The sequence below is a fragment of the Borreliella mayonii genome, assembly GCF_001945665.1.
GTDB classification, from domain to species: Bacteria; Spirochaetota; Spirochaetia; order Borreliales; family Borreliaceae; genus Borreliella; species Borreliella mayonii.
This window is the reverse complement of sequence record NZ_CP015780.1, coordinates 669286-687368: the sequence shown is the minus strand read 5'-3', so window position 1 is coordinate 687368 and position 18083 is coordinate 669286. Positions and strand designations below refer to the sequence as shown.

General features: G+C 27.3%; 14 protein-coding genes. 9 read left to right on the top strand and 5 right to left on the bottom strand.

Going from position 1 to position 18083, the window contains the following annotated elements; all coding sequences use genetic code 11:
• The first annotated feature begins 11 nt into the window (after window positions 1-11).
• Both bosR and Bmayo_RS03270 read left to right on the top strand, forming a co-directional pair.
• A complete protein-coding gene (gene bosR / locus Bmayo_RS03275; protein WP_075552304.1) occupies window positions 12-539 on the top strand; it encodes an oxidative stress transcriptional regulator BosR in 528 nt (175 codons plus the stop codon).
• The gene (locus Bmayo_RS03270; RefSeq protein ID WP_075552303.1) at window positions 536-1519 is read left to right on the top strand and encodes a lipase; all 984 of its coding nucleotides are present in this window, start codon (window positions 536-538) and stop codon (window positions 1517-1519) included. Before bosR ends, Bmayo_RS03270 begins: the two co-directional genes overlap by 4 nt.
• Window positions 1520-1551: 32 nt before the next feature.
• On the opposite strand, the gene Bmayo_RS03265 is transcribed toward Bmayo_RS03270, so the two are convergent.
• Entirely contained in the window at window positions 1552-3096 is a 1545-nt protein-coding gene (locus Bmayo_RS03265) for a maltose/glucose-specific PTS transporter subunit IIC (protein ID WP_075552302.1), read from the bottom strand.
• Between the two features lie 45 nt (window positions 3097-3141).
• Window positions 3142-3840 carry an N-acetylmannosamine-6-phosphate 2-epimerase gene (locus tag Bmayo_RS03260; RefSeq protein WP_075552301.1) on the bottom strand — a complete coding sequence of 233 codons (699 nt, stop codon included), beginning with the start codon at window positions 3838-3840 and terminating at the stop codon, window positions 3142-3144.
• 161 nt (window positions 3841-4001) lie between these two features.
• Between Bmayo_RS03260 and ylqF the strand changes: the two genes are divergently transcribed.
• The 5 genes from ylqF (at window position 4002) to Bmayo_RS03235 (ending at window position 8633) form a co-directional block, all read left to right on the top strand.
• Window positions 4002-4841: a ribosome biogenesis GTPase YlqF gene (gene ylqF, locus Bmayo_RS03255; protein ID WP_075552300.1), complete on the top strand. Its 840-nt coding sequence runs from the start codon at window positions 4002-4004 to the stop codon at window positions 4839-4841.
• Window positions 4842-4919: 78 nt separating this feature from the next.
• On the top strand, window positions 4920-5963 hold the full coding sequence (locus tag Bmayo_RS03250; RefSeq protein WP_075552299.1) for an ABC transporter ATP-binding protein: 1044 nt from the start codon (window positions 4920-4922) through the stop codon (window positions 5961-5963).
• A gap of 5 nt (window positions 5964-5968) precedes the next feature.
• Complete coding sequence (locus Bmayo_RS03245) at window positions 5969-6772, top strand: ABC transporter permease (RefSeq protein WP_075552501.1); 804 nt, start codon at window positions 5969-5971, stop codon at window positions 6770-6772.
• Window positions 6773-6775: 3 nt separating this feature from the next.
• Window positions 6776-7567, top strand: coding sequence for an ABC transporter permease (locus Bmayo_RS03240; protein ID WP_076342428.1), 792 nt, complete (start codon window positions 6776-6778; stop codon window positions 7565-7567).
• A 19-nt stretch (window positions 7568-7586) separates the two neighbouring features.
• Window positions 7587-8633 (top strand): ABC transporter substrate-binding protein, encoded by a 1047-nt coding sequence (locus Bmayo_RS03235; RefSeq protein ID WP_075552297.1) that lies wholly within the window; start codon window positions 7587-7589, stop codon window positions 8631-8633.
• A gap of 32 nt (window positions 8634-8665) precedes the next feature.
• On the opposite strand, the gene Bmayo_RS03230 is transcribed toward Bmayo_RS03235, so the two are convergent.
• From Bmayo_RS03230 to zwf, 3 genes are all read right to left on the bottom strand, one after another.
• Window positions 8666-10054: a Na+/H+ antiporter NhaC family protein gene (locus Bmayo_RS03230; protein ID WP_145924592.1), complete on the bottom strand. Its 1389-nt coding sequence runs from the start codon at window positions 10052-10054 to the stop codon at window positions 8666-8668.
• Between the two features lie 98 nt (window positions 10055-10152).
• Window positions 10153-11496: a Na+/H+ antiporter NhaC family protein gene (locus Bmayo_RS03225; protein WP_075552296.1), complete on the bottom strand. Its 1344-nt coding sequence runs from the start codon at window positions 11494-11496 to the stop codon at window positions 10153-10155.
• A 318-nt stretch (window positions 11497-11814) separates the two neighbouring features.
• Window positions 11815-13251: a glucose-6-phosphate dehydrogenase gene (gene zwf / locus Bmayo_RS03220; RefSeq protein ID WP_075552295.1), complete on the bottom strand. Its 1437-nt coding sequence runs from the start codon at window positions 13249-13251 to the stop codon at window positions 11815-11817.
• Window positions 13252-13390: 139 nt separating this feature from the next.
• Here zwf and Bmayo_RS03215 point away from each other — a divergent pair, with 139 nt between their 5' ends.
• Entirely contained in the window at window positions 13391-14836 is a 1446-nt protein-coding gene (locus tag Bmayo_RS03215) for a nicotinate phosphoribosyltransferase (protein WP_075552294.1), read from the top strand.
• A gap of 3 nt (window positions 14837-14839) precedes the next feature.
• Window positions 14840-18079: a PD-(D/E)XK nuclease family protein gene (locus Bmayo_RS03210; RefSeq protein ID WP_075552293.1), complete on the top strand. Its 3240-nt coding sequence runs from the start codon at window positions 14840-14842 to the stop codon at window positions 18077-18079.
• The last annotated feature ends 4 nt before the right edge of the window (window positions 18080-18083 follow it).

The window sequence follows — 18083 nt, the reverse complement described above, 5'->3', positions numbered from 1 at the left end:
AGGTATAATATATGAACGATAACATAATAGACGTCCATTCCGCCTTGGAAAAAGTTGGCATTACAAACGATCCTGTATTATTGAAAAATTTAACATCAGAATTAGGAATGAAAGCGTCTCATTCAAGAAACAGAATCATTCTCTATATAGCATCAAACCCAAAAGAATACTTTACGGCAAAAGAAGTGTATAACAAACTTGTAAAAGAAATTCCAAGCCTATCAAAAGCAACAGTATACAACACATTAAATATTCTAAAAGAAAGAAATATACTAAAAGATATAAAAACTACCGATCAAAAAGAAACAAAATTTTATCTAAGCTTGGCTTCCACAATAGCTCACTTTAAATGCAACAAATGCAATCAAGTCCACCCTATTCAACTTGACGATATTAAAGATATTTTGAAAGACAAACTTGGAGAAAACTGGGAAACAAAATCTATTGAAATAATTTATTCAGGGCATTGCAATAATTGTTACAAAAAAGATACCCATAGCAACAACAATGTCCCAGATAACAAGGGAATCTCTATATGAATATAAAAAATATCATTTTTATAATTATATTCTTATTACTATTAATACTAGTTAGTCCAAGGATAAAGTTTAAAAATGAATTTTCAAAAAAAACAATTCCTAAAAACATAGAAGAAATTGATAATTACCTATTAAAAGAAGAATTACAATTTAATTTAGAAGACAATACAAAAAAAGAAATAATCTGGTATAAAGAAAAAGCACAAAAAACAAAATATTCTGTGGTTTATATTCATGGATTTGGAGCATCAAAAAATGAAATTTATCCAGTTCCAAATAATATTGCAAAAGCTCTTAATGCAAATATTTTTTTTACAAGACTTAAAGGACACGGAATTAACAATAAAAACGCGTTTCGGGGGATAACTACCCAAGATTGGCTGAGAGATATTGATGAGGCTATTAACATTGGCAAATTGATAGGTGATAAATTAATATTAATTGGCACCTCTAATGGGGGCACTGCTAGCATCTGGGCTTTAGCAAACTATCCAAATGAAATAAACTCAGTGGTATTAATTTCTCCTAATATATTCCCTTATGACAAGAGAACAAATATCATTTACTATCCCTGGGGACGACAAATTGCATATCTTATAACAGGTGGCTACAATAAATTCGAAACAAAAGAGTATAAACGAAAGGAACACATGACTATAAAAAGCTACTCTTCGAAAGTACAACATGTAGACGCAATTATTGCAATGATGGGCCTTGTAACATTATTAAATTCATATAATTTCGATGAAATCAAAACACCTTTAATAATAACCCACACGCCCAATGATCATACAGTAGACCCGGTAAAAATAAACGAATTCATAAAAAATTATGGAGGTGAAAAAAAAGATATTCCCATTATACTTCTTGAAAATTCACACGCACACTTACATATTGGGAACCAAAGCTACAAAAGCGCCCAAAACACATCATACTTTACAAAGTATGCAGTTGATTTCATAAACAAGATAAATAAGTAAATAGCTTAAGGCTATTTACTTATTTAAAAAAATCAATCATCTAGTAATTCTTCTATTTCATTCTTAAGAACACTAACACCTGGTCCATAAACCACCTGAACTCCATTGCCTTTAATAATTACTCCTTTAGAACCAGTTTTTTTTAAAATTTTTTCAGAAACTTTAAGAACATCTCTTACTGTAATTCTTAACCTAGTTGCACAACAATCAAGCTCAACAATATTTGAAGCGCCACCAAGCCCAATGATAACCTTAGTAGCATAATTTTCTTCAAACTCACTACTCTTAGAATTTGGAGAATCTTCAGAATTTAAATCTTGTGTTCTACCGGGAGTTTTAAAATCAAACTTATTTATTAAAAATATAAAAGCAAAGTAGTAAAGAAAAAACCAAACAATGCCTACAACCGGCACCAACAGCCAATTAGTTCTTGAATTTCCCTGCAAAATACCAAAAAGAATGAAATCAATAAATCCTCCAGAAAACGTTTGACCTATTGTAATTTGAAGAATATGCGCTAGCATAAAAGCAAATCCATCAAATGTAGCGTGAATAACATAAAGAATAGGAGCTACGAAAAGAAAAGAAAATTCAAGAGGTTCTGTTATGCCCGTTAAAAACGATGTTAGAGCTGAAGACATTAAAAGACCAAAAACTTTTGCTCTCTCCTCGAGCTTTGCGGTGTAATATAGAGCAAGTGCAGCTCCGGGCAAACCAAACATCATGGTAATAAATCGACCACTCATGAAACGACTAGTTCCAATAAAAAATCTATTTGTACCTTGAGCAGCAAGTTCTGCAAAGAAGATATTCTGAGTCCCTTCGATCAACTTTCCATCAATAATAACAGATCCCCCAAGACCTGTTGTCCAAAATGGTAAATAAAATATATGGTGAAGACCAAAAGGTCCAAGCATCCTTAAAAAAATTCCATAAATAAGTGTTCCAATATAACCGGTAGAATCTACTAAGCCTCCTACTTTATTAATTCCACTTTGCACAAATGGCCAAAAAATAAACATAATGACAGCAAGAAAAATACTAGAAAAAGAAACAATAATCGGCACAAATCTAGATCCAGAAAAAAATCCAAGAACCTTGGGCAAATCTACCTTGTTAAACCTAGAATGAAGGCAATAGGTCAAAACACCAACTACAATCCCACCAAAAACCCCTGTTTCTAAAGTCTTAATTCCAAGAACAAAGCCCACAGCACCACTAGAGAAAGACTCCGCTTTGCCTGACACATCAATTAAAACTCCAATAGTAGCATTCATTACAAGGTAGCCAATAAATGCTGCAATTCCAGATGTACCCCTATCTGATTTGGCAAGTCCAACAGCAATTCCAATAGCAAATATTGGTGCTAAATTTGAAAAAATAATAGAACCTGACGCACTCATTATCTTGAAAACTGATTGTAAGAAAAATATATTCAAAAAAGAATACGACTTAACAGTTTCTGGATTAGAAAGAGAGCCTCCAATTCCTAAAAGCAGCCCTGCTGCTGGCAAAATAGCAATGGGAAGCATAAAAGAACGCCCAAATTTTTGGGCTTGTTCAAAACCCTTTAGCATAAAATCCTCCTAAAATAAAAAATAAATTAACCCCTAAGTTTAAAATTATTTTTTAACCTGATTTATTTTTTCTACAAATTTTTTAGTAATCTCAGCGGGCCTTGTAATAGCCCCCCCCACAACTACTAAATCAACCCCCATTTCAAAACATTTTTGAGCCTTTAATGGGGTATCTATTTTCCCTTCCACTATTAAAGTGGCTTTCAAATTAGAATTAAGCAAAGTTTTTAAAAAATTAAAATCATTGTCTGCAATATTTAAACCATTAGTACTTTTTGTATAACCATATAAAGTTGTTCCAATAAAATCAAACCCCAATTTATCAGCATTAATAGCTTCATCTAAAGAAGAAATATCTGCCATTAAACGCTGATTTGGATATCTTTTTTTAATATTTTCAAAAAAATCATTAAGTAGCACACCATTGGGCCTATTCCTAAAAGTGGCATCAAGGGCAATTATATCTACCCCTTCATTACAAAGCTCATCAATCTCTTTCATAGTAGGAGTAATAAATACATCGCAATTATTATAATTTTTTTTAATAATACCTATTATTGGCAAATCAACTTCTAACTTAATCTGACTAATATCATTAACTCCGTTGGCTCTTATTCCAATAGCTCCACCTATTTTAGCTGCTAAAGCCATCTTAGACATAATAAAACTACTATGTAAAGGCTCGTTCTCAAGAGCTTGACAAGATACTATTAACCCTCTTTTGATTTTTGCAATAATAATCAAACCTCCTATAAAATTTATTTTTTAAAAAAATATAAAAACTCAAATACAGATTATATTTTTTCTTTAAAAAAAACAATTCTTTTAAAGGAAATTAACATAAATTCACAACATAAAAACAAAAATAACTTATTATTCAATACACATTAAGCTATAATTTAGGCATGGTAAATAAAATCAACTGGTTTCCTGGCCACATGAAAAGGGCCTTAGACCTAATAAAGAATAATTTGCAAAAAGCTAATATTGTGCTAGAAATACTTGATGCTAGAGCTCCATTTAGTAGTAAAAATCCATTAACTGAAAAAATTATTAAAAATAAAGCTAAAATAATTCTTTTACACAAATCTGATATTGCTCAAATAACTGAAATTATAAAATGGAAAAAATATTTTGAAAATCTTGGCAATACCGTAATAATAAGCAATATTTACAAAAAAGGAATGCGCAAGCAAATAATAGATATTATTAAAAAATTAGCCATTGTTAAAAAGATAAAAAATTATAAAGAAAAAATAAAGGTTTTGATTATTGGAGTCCCAAATGTTGGAAAATCTTCAATAATAAATCTATTATCTGGTAAAAAAAGCGCAAAAGTTGCTAATAAACCTGGATATACTAAAAATATACAAATAGTAAAAATAAATGAAGAAATCAATCTTTTTGATATGCCAGGGGTTTTATGGCATAATTTAGTAGACCAATCGATTGCAAAAAAACTTGTAATATTGGACATGATCAAAAATGAAATAGTAGACAATATAGATCTTGCATTGTATTTGCTTGAAATAATGGATCAAAATAATAAAAATATTTTACTAAAAAAATACGAAATATATCATAAAAATTCACTTGATATTCTACAAAATTTTGCAAAAGCAAGAAAATTAATCCACAAAAAAAATGAACTTAACCTTGAGAAAGCATCAAAAATATTAATTAAAGAATTCAGAGAAGGTAAATTTGGAAAAATAATTCTTGACAAGAATTATAGCGCCTTTTAAAAAGGGCATTTACATAAATAATAATATTAAGTATAATCTTGATTTGTATTAATACCGCCATAAGGAGGTTGGAATTAGTTGGATAATTGTATCCTAGAGATTAAAAATCTAAGTCATTACTATGATAACAATACAAACAAAACTTTAGATAACATAAATTTAAAAATTAAAAAAAATGAGTTTATTACATTATTAGGCCCATCTGGATGTGGAAAAACAACATTAATAAAAATATTGGGTGGCTTTTTAAATCAAAAAAATGGAGAAATTTATTTCTTTTCTAAGGAAATATCTAAAACCAGCCCAAACAAAAGAGAAATTAATACTGTATTTCAAAATTATGCACTTTTCCCACATATGAATGTTTTTGACAATATTTCATTTGGACTTAGAATGAAAAAAACACCAAAAGATATAATCAAAGAAAAAGTAAAAGCATCTCTTTCATTAATAGGAATGCCAAAATATGCATACAGAAATATTAACGAACTATCAGGAGGACAAAAACAAAGAGTTGCAATAGCAAGAGCAATAGTAATGGAACCTAAGCTTTTATTGCTAGATGAACCGCTTTCTGCGCTTGATTTAAAAATGCGACAAGAAATGCAAAAAGAATTAAAAAAAATACAGCGCCAACTTGGAATCACATTCATATATGTTACTCATGATCAAGAAGAAGCATTGACAATGAGTGATAGAATTGTTGTAATGAATGAAGGAATAATTTTACAAGTAGGAACACCTGAAGAAATTTACAATGAGCCTAAAACAAAATTCGTAGCCGATTTTATTGGAGAAAGTAATATTTTTGATGGAACATATAAAAAGGAGCTGGTTGTAAGTTTGCTAGGCCATGAATTTGAATGCCTTGACAAGGGATTTGAAGCTGAGGAAGCAGTTGACCTTGTAATACGCCCAGAAGACGTAAAACTGCTTCCAAAAGGAAAAGGACATTTAAGCGGAACTATAACATCAGCAATTTTTCAAGGGGTTCATTATGAAATGACTCTAGAAATTCAAAAAACAAATTGGATAGTCCAAAGCACAAGACTTACAAAAGTTGGAGAAGAGGTTGACATATTCTTAGAACCTGATGATATTCATGTTATGCACAAGGAATAATGGTTGTGAAAAAATTGATATTAATCATATACTCTATATTCCTATTAACATTTAGTATTCTTCCCTTACTAATAATAATATTGTTGGGATTTTTAAATGAAAGACACGAATTTACAATCCATAATTTTATTGAGCTTTTAAAACCAAGTTATCTTAGTATCTTTTCAAGAAGTCTAAAACTAGCAACAATAGCAACAATTTTTTGCATTTTATTAGGCTATCCTGCTGCCTGGCTAATTTCATTATCAAAAAAAAGCGCTCAAAACAAATTAATAATCATGATAATACTTCCTATGTGGATAAATACATTGCTTAGAACTTATGCCTGGATGAGAATACTTGGAAAAAACGGATTCATCAACAACTTATTTGAAAAGATAGGAATTGGCACTTTAGATCTTCTTTACAATGAACAGGCTGTTACAATAGGCATGGTATACAATTTTTTGCCTTTCATGATCTTGCCAATATACACAGGACTTTTAAAAATTAAGTCAGAATATATTAAAGCAGCACAAGATCTTGGAGCAAGAATGTGGCAAATATTACTTTATATAAAAGTACCCTTAACGCTCTCTTACCTAGCAACAGGAATAATTATGGTATTTATTCCTTCAATTACGGTATTTATAATTTCAGATTTGCTAGGAGGCTCTAAACAAATTTTGATAGGAAATCTAATAAGCAAACAGTTTCTTTTTATAGAAGACTGGAATACTGGATCTGCAATTTCATTTATTTTAATGTTAGTAATATTAATTTTTAATTTAATAATAATAAAATTAATGAGAAAAAATAATGGAGAGTAAAATATGTTTAGAGTTTTTAAAAACATTTTTTTATTTCTAATACTAAGCTTTATTTACCTTCCAATAATAATCTTAATAATTTATTCCTTTAACTCTGGTGACAGTGGATTTATATGGCAAGGATTTAGTCTAAAATGGTATAAAGAAATTTTTGCATCAAGTCAAATAAAATCAGCAATATTTAACACTATTTTAATAGCCACAATCTCATCTTTAACCTCTGTTATTATTGGAATTATTGGTGCTTATGCAATCTACAAATCAGAAAACAAAAAATTAAAAACAATACTATTATCAGCAAATAAAATAACAATAATTAATCCAGACATCGTAACAGGAATAAGCTTAATGACATTTTATTCTGCAATAAAAATGCAATTGGGATTTTCCACAATGCTAATATCACATATAATTTTTTCAACACCATACGTAGTAATAATAATTTTACCAAAATTATATTCTCTTCCCAGCAATATTATTGATGCTGCAAAAGATCTTGGAGCCTCAGAAATTCAGATATTCTTCAATATAATTTATCCAGAAATCGTTGGTAGTATAGCAACTGGAGCTCTTATTGCCTTTACATTATCAATAGATGATTTTTTGATATCATTTTTCACTACTGGGCAAGGATTTAATAATTTATCTATTCTAATAAACTCACTAACAAAAAGAGGTATCAAGCCCATAATAAATGCTATTTCTGCTATATTGTTTTTTACAATATTAAGCCTTTTGTTTATTATTAATAAATTTATAGGAATTAAAAAATTAACAACAGATGCTGAGCTTTAAAATAAAAAAAGGAGTATTTATGAAAAAAATTTTTATATTAATAACGATTCTCACAGCTTTTACTTGCACTAAAAAAAACACAATAACTTTAAACGTATTTAATTGGGCAGAATATATTGACGAGACTTTATTAGATCAATTTGAAAAAGAAAACAATATAAAAATTAATTATGAAATCTTTCATAACAATGAAGAAATGATGGCTAAATTTAACAATACAAAGAACTACTACGATATAATAGTCCCATCAGAATATTTAATCCAAGAATTAATTGATGAAGGCAAAATTGAAAAATTAGATTACTCAAAATTGCCAAATGTAACAAAAAATATTACTCAAAATCTTACAAACTTAGAACATGATCCTGGCAATCTTTATTCAGTGCCAGCTTACTGGGGATTAATGGGCATACTTTACAATAAAACTAAAATAGATTTAAATGACATGCAAGGTTTTGACATATTATTTAATAAAAAATATAAAAAAGAAATTACAATGCTAGATTCTCCTAAAGACAATATTGGGGTTGCTTTAAAAAAACTTGGATACTCAATAAATGAACATGATACAGATAAAATTAAAGAAGCCGGGGAACTTCTAAAAATCCAAAACCCACTATTAATTGGATATTTCTCAGATGTGCCTGCAAAATCATTAATGCTAAATGGAGAAGCATCTATTCAACTCACATGGAGCGGCGAAGCACAAAACGCTATGCTAAAAGACAAAAACTTAGATTTTTATGCGCCGGACAACACCAATCTATGGATAGACGCATTTGTAATTCCTATTGATGCTCCAAATAAAAATTTGGCTTACAAATTCATAAACTTTCTATACGAAAATGAACCATCTTATAAAAATTTCAAAGAAACTAGATATAATTCTCCAAATAAAAATGTAATAAAAAGAATAGAAAAAGAAGCAAAAAATAACCCCAAAATGAAATTATATTTAGAAGAAAAATTTTTACCAAAAGATTTTTCCAAATTTGAAATTTTTAAAAAAATACCTAAAAAAATAAAAGAAGAAATTCTCAAAATATATTTAAATTTATCTTCTTAAATATTTAAATGCAAAAAGAATCTTAAAAGCTTTTAAAATTTAAAGCTTTTAAGATTCTTGGATTTATTTAGGAAAAATTTAAATACTAATTTTATATCAAGTCCAATTACAGACAAAGCAATTAATAAGATCAAAAATCCTTGATAAATTAAAAATGGAAAAATGTCAAAAGGAGAAAGCTTGCCTTTTGTAAAATCTATAAGAGCTATAACATGCATGCTATGAGGTAAAATACTTAAAAAAAAGCACGAAGACATACAAAGTAAAGCCGCAATACGCTTTGAATTTAAATTATTCTCCTTAGCTATCGACCTTACAACAGAACCACTCATTAAAATAGCAAGCCCATTATTTGCAAGAAACACAGTCAAAATGCCAACTAAAACAATAATTACAAATTCCGAAGTTCTTTTAGACTTTGACATTTTTTGCAATTTTAAGAGCAACCAATCAAACCCTCCATACTTAACTGCCATATAAGAAATTCCACCCGTAAAAACAACAAGAATAAACATTTCTCCTAGGCCTAAAAATCCTTCATTGATTTTTTTAGCCAACAACAAAAAAGTAATATCTGAGTAATAAATTCCAATAATACTAGCAACAACAATACCTAAAAACAAGGCTAAAAATACATCAAAGCCTGAAATTGCAACAACCATAACAAAAATATATGGAACAATTTTAAAAAAATTTATCTCACTAGGCTCAATAACAAAACTATTGGTCTTGCAATAATAAGAACCTAAAAATGCAAAAGCAATACTTGCCAAAATTGCTGCTGGAAACGTATAAAAAGCTCCATTTTTAAAAACATCAATAATATTAACCTTTTGAGTATGACTTGAAATAATAGGAGTATCTGATATTAAAGACATATTGTCTCCAAATGCACCAGCACTAAGAATAGCACCGGCAATCAATGGAAGAGGGATATTTACCTTATCTGCAAGCTCTAAAGCAATAGGAGCAACAGCAACAATAGTCCCCATAAAACTTCCAGTAGAAAAAGACAAAAAAAGAGTAATTAAAAAAATACCACATACTATCAAATTCAATGGAACATATTTAAGACCAATATTTACTACAGCATCAACACTTCCTATTTCCTTACAAACAGCAGAAAAAGCACCAGATAACATAAATATTAAAGATATAAAAATAACATCTTGTTGAGCGCACCCCTCAATGAATTTATTCATTTTTGCTAAAAAAGATCCCCTAAAACTAATAAATGTCAAAACAATAGCAATAAACATAGCAACCACGGGAGGCATTTGATAAAATGCCCTTTCTACACCATTAAAATAAAGAACAAGTCCTGTGCCAATATAAATCCCTATAAAAAGAAAAAAAGGCATAAGTCCCCAAAAATTTGGAACTACATTGGTTTCTCTTTCCAATTTCAAATCTCTTTCCAATTTTAAACCTCCTAAATCATATAATAAAATTAAGAACAATTTATTCTAAATAAAATCAAAAAAATTAAACAATGCAAATCATAAAATTTTCAAAATTTTTATTTTTTTAAAAAAAATAAAAAAACTTTTTTTATATCAAAACCCAAAATAGATAAAATAACAAAAAACAATAAAAATCCAAAATAAATTAAAAATGGCAAAACACTAATTGGCGACACAAGTCCATTTGAAAAGCCCACTAAAATAATCATTTGAGCGCCATAAGGAATAATGCCTTGAAAAATACAAGAGAACATATCTAAAATAGAAGCACTTCTTTGAAAGCTAATGTTATTTTCAAAAGCTATATTTTTTGCTACTTTGCCACAAATAAGTATGGCAATTGTGTTATTAGCAAGAAAAACATCAACTATTGAAACAAAAGCTCCAATAGAAAATTCCGCCGAACTTTTTCCTCTAATCAAAGATTTCAATTTAACAAGTAGCCATTTAAAGCCTCCATTATGAATCACAGCAAAAGAAACTCCCCCTGTTAAAATTGAGAGAAAAATTAAATCTGCCATATTTAAAAACCCATTATTAATATTTTTCATTACATCTAAAAAGTATAAATTACCATACAAAATACCAATAAGGCATATAGAAAAAATGCCTAAAAAAAGAACTATAAAAACATTCATTCCGGCTAAAGAAAAAAATATAATCATCAAATAAGGCACAGTTTTCACCAAATCTATTGAACCTTCATGTAAAAAGTTTGTAGCATTAGGCAAATTTCTAGAAAGAAAGAAAAAAGAAAAAAAAGTTAATATAGCAGATGGAAAAGCATAAAAACTGCTACTAATAAAAACATCTAAGATACTACTACCTTGAGTTCGACTAGAAACAATAGTTGTATCTGATATTAAAGAAAGATTATCTCCAAACATGGCTCCACACATTACGGATGCTGCTATTAAGTTCGGATTAATAGTACTTTTAACAGCAATATTAAAAGCAATAGGAGCAATTGCAACAATAGCTCCAACAGAAGTACCCGCAGAAAAAGAAAGAAAGCAAGTTGCAAAAAATATACCAGAAACAATCCAATTAGGATTAATATATTTAATTCCCAAATTTGCTAAAGCTTCAACGCAGCCTATTTCTTTGCAAAGAGAAGAAAAAGCTCCTGAAAGCATAAAAATAAGACACATTAGTATAATATCGTACTGTGCAGCTCCTTTAATAAATATGTGAATTTTGTCGGAAAATTTTCCTTTAAACACTAAAAAACAAACAATGGAAGCAAAAAACATTGCAACGCTAGCCGGAAGTTGATAAAAGGCCATTTCTACGCCAAGAACTCCTAAATAAATTCCTGTGCCTAAATACATAATAATAAAAACAAAAAAAGGAATAAGTCCAAAAAAATTTGGCTGACCTCTTACTTCAATATTTTTCATATACATCCTTTAAATATAAGCACTGTTTTAAAAAAAAAGATTACTTATATTTTTAATGATAACTCAAATTATTAATCGATGCATAAATTTGTAATCAACTCAAGAGTAAAAATCCCCAATTATATAAAAATATTTAAAAAGAAAAATAAAATTTATTAAAAACCTTACTACTAAATCGCAAAAAATAAAAATCTGAAGACGCTAATTATAAATATACATAAGGCAAGCATTAAAAGGAATAGAAATAAATTATATAAAAAATTTTTATCTATTTATCTCATTTGTCTTTTTAAAAAATATCTTTTAAAAACTAGAAAATTAAATTTTACGCCAAAAATGATCTTTTTCCAAAATAGAGTCTATCTCTTTTGGTCCTTCAGACCCATAAAAATAATTACAAATCTCAATATCTGCCCATTTATTTGCAATATCTGAAACAAATTCCCAAGAACTTTCAATCTCGTCACTTGTCGCATATAAAGTACCATCCCCTAAAAAAGCGTCTAACAATAACCGCTCATAAGCTTCATCAAACAATCTTTTAAATGTCCCATGATATGAAAATTCCATATTAGCAGTTTGAATTTCATAATTATATCCAGGCTTTTTGGTATTGAATTTAATTTCAATTCCATCCCTTGGTTGAATTCTAAATATTAAAGCATTAGAAAAATCAACAGAACTATTATTAAAAAGAGTAAAGCTTGGTTTTTTAAATTGAATATATATTTCTGAAAATTTCCTAGCAAGCCCTTTTCCAGTTCTAAGATAAAAAGGAACACCCGACCAACGCCAATTATTAATAAACACTTTCATAGCTAAATAAGTTTCAGTATTTGAATTTCCCAAAAATTCTGTTTCATCTTTATATCCCTTTTTAAAAACCCCTTGAACTTGTGAACCTATATATTGACCCTTAACAATGTAATTCTTAATATCCTCTTTGCTAATTTTCCTCAAACTTTTTAAAACTTTTACTTTTTCATCATGAATAAACTGAGAATCAAATTTAATAGGAGACTCCATTGCAACAAGGCTTAATAATTGTAAAATATGATTTTGAACCATATCCTTCAAAGCTCCAACAGAATCGTAATATTCTACTCTTCCATCAAGACCCAATTCTTCTGCTACCGTAATCTGAACAAAATCTACATAACGATTATTCCAAATATTTTCAAAAATAGAATTGCCGAATCTAAATGTAAAAATATTTTGAACCGTTTCTTTACCTAAATAGTGATCTATTCTATAAATTTGATCTTCTTTAAAAGCAGAATAAAGCAAGCTATTTAATTTTTTTGCTGTCTCAAGACTAGAGCCAAAAGGCTTCTCAAGAACTATTTTTGACAAAGTCAATCTTTCACTTAAAAAATACTTTTTCAAATGATTAATTATAGGCCCATAAAATGTAGGAGACGTCGAAAGATAATATATTGTTTCTCGCCTTTTATCCAAAAATTTAAATAAATTTTTATAAGGCTCCTTTTCATTAAAATCACCAAATACATAAACAAAAAAATTTAAAAAAATCTCAATCAAAGAATCGGTCTCTTCTTGCCATAAAGAATCTTTAATATATAATCTAAATTCTTTATCTGTAAAAATTTTACGAGAAAAACCAATAACCCTAAAATTGCTAATACATTTATTTTTAAATAAATTAAAAAGTGAAGGAATAAGCTTTTTTCTAGACAAATTCCCTGTAACTCCAAAAATTACAATATCAAAATTAGAAACACTTTTTTCTTTCATAGAATTTAGTCCAATCTGGTCAATTTATTATATTTTGCAAAAACCATATACATAAATATTAACAATAGAAACAAATAAAAGTTAAGCTTAAATTAAATATCATTTTTTTTACAAACAAAACTAGTATATAATAAGGAGAATGAAAAATCTATCACTATTTACAGATTTTTATGAAATTTCAATGATGAATGCTTATTTTACAAAAGGCATTAATCCTAAAGCAAAATTTGAAGTATTTTTTAGGAAAACACCTTTTAAAAATGGGTATATTGTTTTAGCCGGGATAAATACATTAATTAATGAGTTAAAAAATATTCATTTTGGAGAAAATGAACTAATATATTTAAAAAGCTTAAATATATTAGACGAACAATTTTTAAACTTTCTTGGAAAATTAAAACTAAACATAAAAATAAGCTCAATAGAAGAAGGTCGCCTGGTTTTCCCCTACGCACCAGTAGTTGTGATTGAAGGGAATCTAATAGAATTACTATTAATAGAAGGATTGGTTTTAAATATAATAAATTTTGAAAGTTTAATAGCAACAAAAACCGCCAGAATAAAAGAATCTGGTGCAAAAATTTTAGCAGAATTTGGATTAAGAAGAGCACAAGGAATAAATGGAGCGCTATCTGCCAGCAAAGCTGCCTACATAGGGGGAGCAGACTTTACAAGCAATATGCTTGCTGGATATAAATACAATATACCAGTAACAGGAACAATGGCTCATAGTTGGGTAATGAGCTTTGAAACCGAAGAGCAAGCATTCAGAGAATATGCAAAAACATATCCAAATAAAGTAAGCTTGCTAATTGATACTTACGACACACTCAATAGTGGATTAAAAAATGCTATTAAAATATTTAAGGAAATAAAACAAAAGGAACAAAATAATTTTTCAATAAGAATTGATAGTGGAGATCTTGAATATCTAAGCAAAGCAGCAAGAAAAGAATTAAACGAAAATGGACTAAATCATGTAAAAATTATTGCGTCTAATGAGCTTGATGAAAATATTATCATGTACTTAAATTCAATAAATGCTCCAATTGATATTTGGGGCGTTGGAACAAATCTAGTTACAGCAAAAGGAGATCCAAATCTTTCAGGAGTATATAAAATGATCTCTATAGAAAAAAATGGAAAATTTATACCAAAAATAAAAATATCAAATAACGCAGAAAAATCAACATTGCCTGCCCAAAAAGAGGTTGCAAGAATCTATTTAAATGGCCAGATGATCTTCGATTTTATATTTTTAAAAGAAGAAAAAGATAAAATAAAAGATCATCTAAATTCAAAAAAAGAATTTGCCATTTTTCATCCAATACAAGATAACGCTTTCAAAATCATCAAACAATATGATGATTTTGAATTTTTGATTCACACTGTCTTAGAAAATGGAAAACTTTGCAAAGGCTATGAGCCTAGCTTAAACAATATTAGGAATAAAACAAGGCTTGACTTAAGAAAACTTGAGCATACGTACAGAAGAATAATTAATCCCCACATATATAAAGTAAGCATCAGTAAAAACTTAAGAAAGTTAAAAAATAAGCTCATAAAAGATAATAAAAACAATTAATATATGTATATATATAAAACTAACAAAGTAAATAAAATTTATAATAAAATTAAAGAATTAACTCAAAACGACGACATCTTTAAAAAAGAAACACTCATTATAGTAAAAAATAATCTCTTAAAAGAAGAAATTAAAAAAAATATAGCAAAACTAAATGAGATTTCTTATAATCTAAATATTAAAAAAAATGCCGTAAAAAGCATATATGAAATTTCTTTAAAAAATCCTAATATAAAAAAATACATAGAAGAGAATACTTTTTCATTTTACTTGGAAACAGAAAAATTCATTTTATATAACATATTAAAAACTGAAAAACTAAAATACATAAAAAATTTTAAATCAACAAAAAATAGGTACTTTTTTGCATCAAAAATAATAGATTTATTCCACCATTATTACTCAAAATTTTCAAAATTAATTGAAACTTGGGAAGACAATGGATCTTTATTTCAAGAAGAAAATTTAAAACCCTACGAGAATATGCAAAAAGAACTATTTAAAAAACTCTTTGAAAAGCAAAAAAATATTTTTAATTTACATAAAAAAATAATTCAGGAAAAACCAACAAAAAATATAGAAATTGAAATTAAAAAAATAATATTTATTGGCAATAATAGAGAAATTGAGAAAAAAATTCTTAACTCTTTAGAAAAAATTTTTGATTTTGAAGTTTATGTGTTAGTTTTTGAAGATTTGCTCAACTATGAATCTACCCTTGTTAAAGAATTATTGTTAACAAAAACAAAAATCAACCCAATTCAATATCAAGCTTTAGAAAAAGTAGATATTGAATTATTTAAAGGCAAAAATTTTTTAACAAGCATTAAAAATAATATCGTAGCAAAAACTCCAATTTCAAAATTAGACGATAGCTTTAAAATAATAGAAGCTAAAAATCAAAAACGTGAAGTAGAAATTTTGGCAAATCAGATAGTGCACTCAATGCAAAAAAACAACCTAAAATTAAGTGACATAGCAATAACTTGTTTGCAAGAAAAATTTAATGAATATTTACCATATATAGAAGAATGCCTAAATAAATACGAAATCGAATATAGCGTCCTATGTTACAACAATTTATCAAGAGGAGAAAGTATAATAGCCTTAAAAAGGTTAATGGATCTTTTTATATCAAAAAATGGAACAATTAGCAATTTCAGTAGAAAAGAAGTATTTGACCTGCTAAGTAACAATAAAGTAATGAAAAAATTTAATATATCAACATCTGAATTAAACTATTTAATAGAATTTAGCGATGCTATGAACATTAGTTTTGGTGCAAACAACACTCACAAAGAAAATTTAAAGTATGATCAAAACTTTTTAAACTCATGGGAAGATGGATTTAATCGATTTTTAATGTCTGAAATATTTGACGAAAAATATGAAGGAGAAATTCAAAAAGAAAGCACAAAATTTCAAGATCAAGAATCAATAATAAAGCTTATAACAATAGTAAAAAGTTTATACGAAGATATAAACTATTTTAAAAATAAAGTATATAAAGTATATGAATGGGCAGAAATAATAGAAATTTTTATTCAAAAATATATTGATCTTGAAGAATTTAATACAACTGATGAATATTTACAAAATAAAATAAAATCCTTTAAAAATTTTCCCAAAGATTTAAATGACAATCTTTACAAAAACTATTTAAAAGAAATTAATGAAATAAAAATTGAATTTTATCTTTTTAAGATTATGTTTGAAGAAAGTCTTGAAAAAGAAAAATACGGAGTGATCTATAAAAAAAATGGAATATTGATTGCCAATTACAAAGAAATAGAATATATTCAAAAAAAAGAAATTCATTTTTTGGGATTTCAAAAATTCAACTCTAATATAAATTATGATAATATGAATTTATTAAATGAATACTATGAACATGAGAACACTGAAAAAGAAGCAATTACAGCTCTTTTTAATTTAATTTTTGCAGCAACAGAAAAATTTTACCTTTACTACTCATTTCAAGACAACTTAAGCCCAGAAATTAACACATCAAAAACAATAAACAAAATACTTGATCACATACAAAAATATGAAAAAAATTTTCAAATAGAAAAGCATCCAAATGAAAACTACGACCTGGCATATTTCAAAGATGCAAAAGAGAATTATTTAATAAACTATGATCTAGAAGCCTTTAATATCGCAAAAATACTACAAAATTCCAAACCAATTAAGTTCAAGCAAAATAAAATCAAACTAGAAAGCCCAATTAAGCTAAATTTATACGAATTAAAAAACGCACTTTCTAACCCTTACAAACATTTTTATGAAAAAACTTTAAACGTTAAAATACAAGACATAAGGCTAGAAAATGAAATCAAAGAAAAACAAGAAGAACAAATTTTTAGTGTTATTGAAACTATTTACAGACTTATAAAAAATTCAACACTGCTACATGAATACATAATGGGGAAAAAAGATGATGTAAGAAAAACAATAGAAATTATTAAAAATCACATTAAATATGAAATACAACAAGGAAGCATTCCCTTCAACATAGATCAAAAAACTACTGTAAATGAAATCTTAAAAAAGATAAATAAATTAAAATATAATGCTACTGAAAGCTTAAAAAAACTTTCAGCAATAACAAAAAGCAAAATTAAATTTTGTCAAACAATAAAACTTAATTTTCAAAAAAAAAATATAGAATTTGAATTAAAAAAAGATATTGAGAATGTATATAAAGTCGAAAACGATTATTTTTATTTTAATTTTGTCAAAAAAGACTATTGCAGCATCCCAGATAAAATAAAAAATGAAATAGATTTATATATAACAGGTCTGCTAATAAAAAAAGAAATACAAAATTTCAATTCATTAACAGAAGTAAAAATTGATCTTGAAAGCTTAACTGCAAAAACAACTATTTGTTATCACTACAAAGACATAATAATTGATGACATTGAAAATATGCTTATGCAATTTGCATACATATCAAGCTATCCAACTCCAATTTACCAAAGCTTGATAATTAAAATTTTAACAAAAATAAATCAAAATAATTTTTCAAATTGTTTTAAGAATTTCATAAAAATGCAGATAAAAAATCCTTCCAAGGCTTATTTCACAAGCAAATCACACGAGAGATTTTTAAAAACTAGCGAAATAACACTCTGCGATTACTATAACAGATTTAAAGACACTCATGATCTCAAGTTAGACGAAAATTTATTAATATTGATAGAAAAATTTTATATTAAATTTGTAAGGACAAAAAATTAAAATT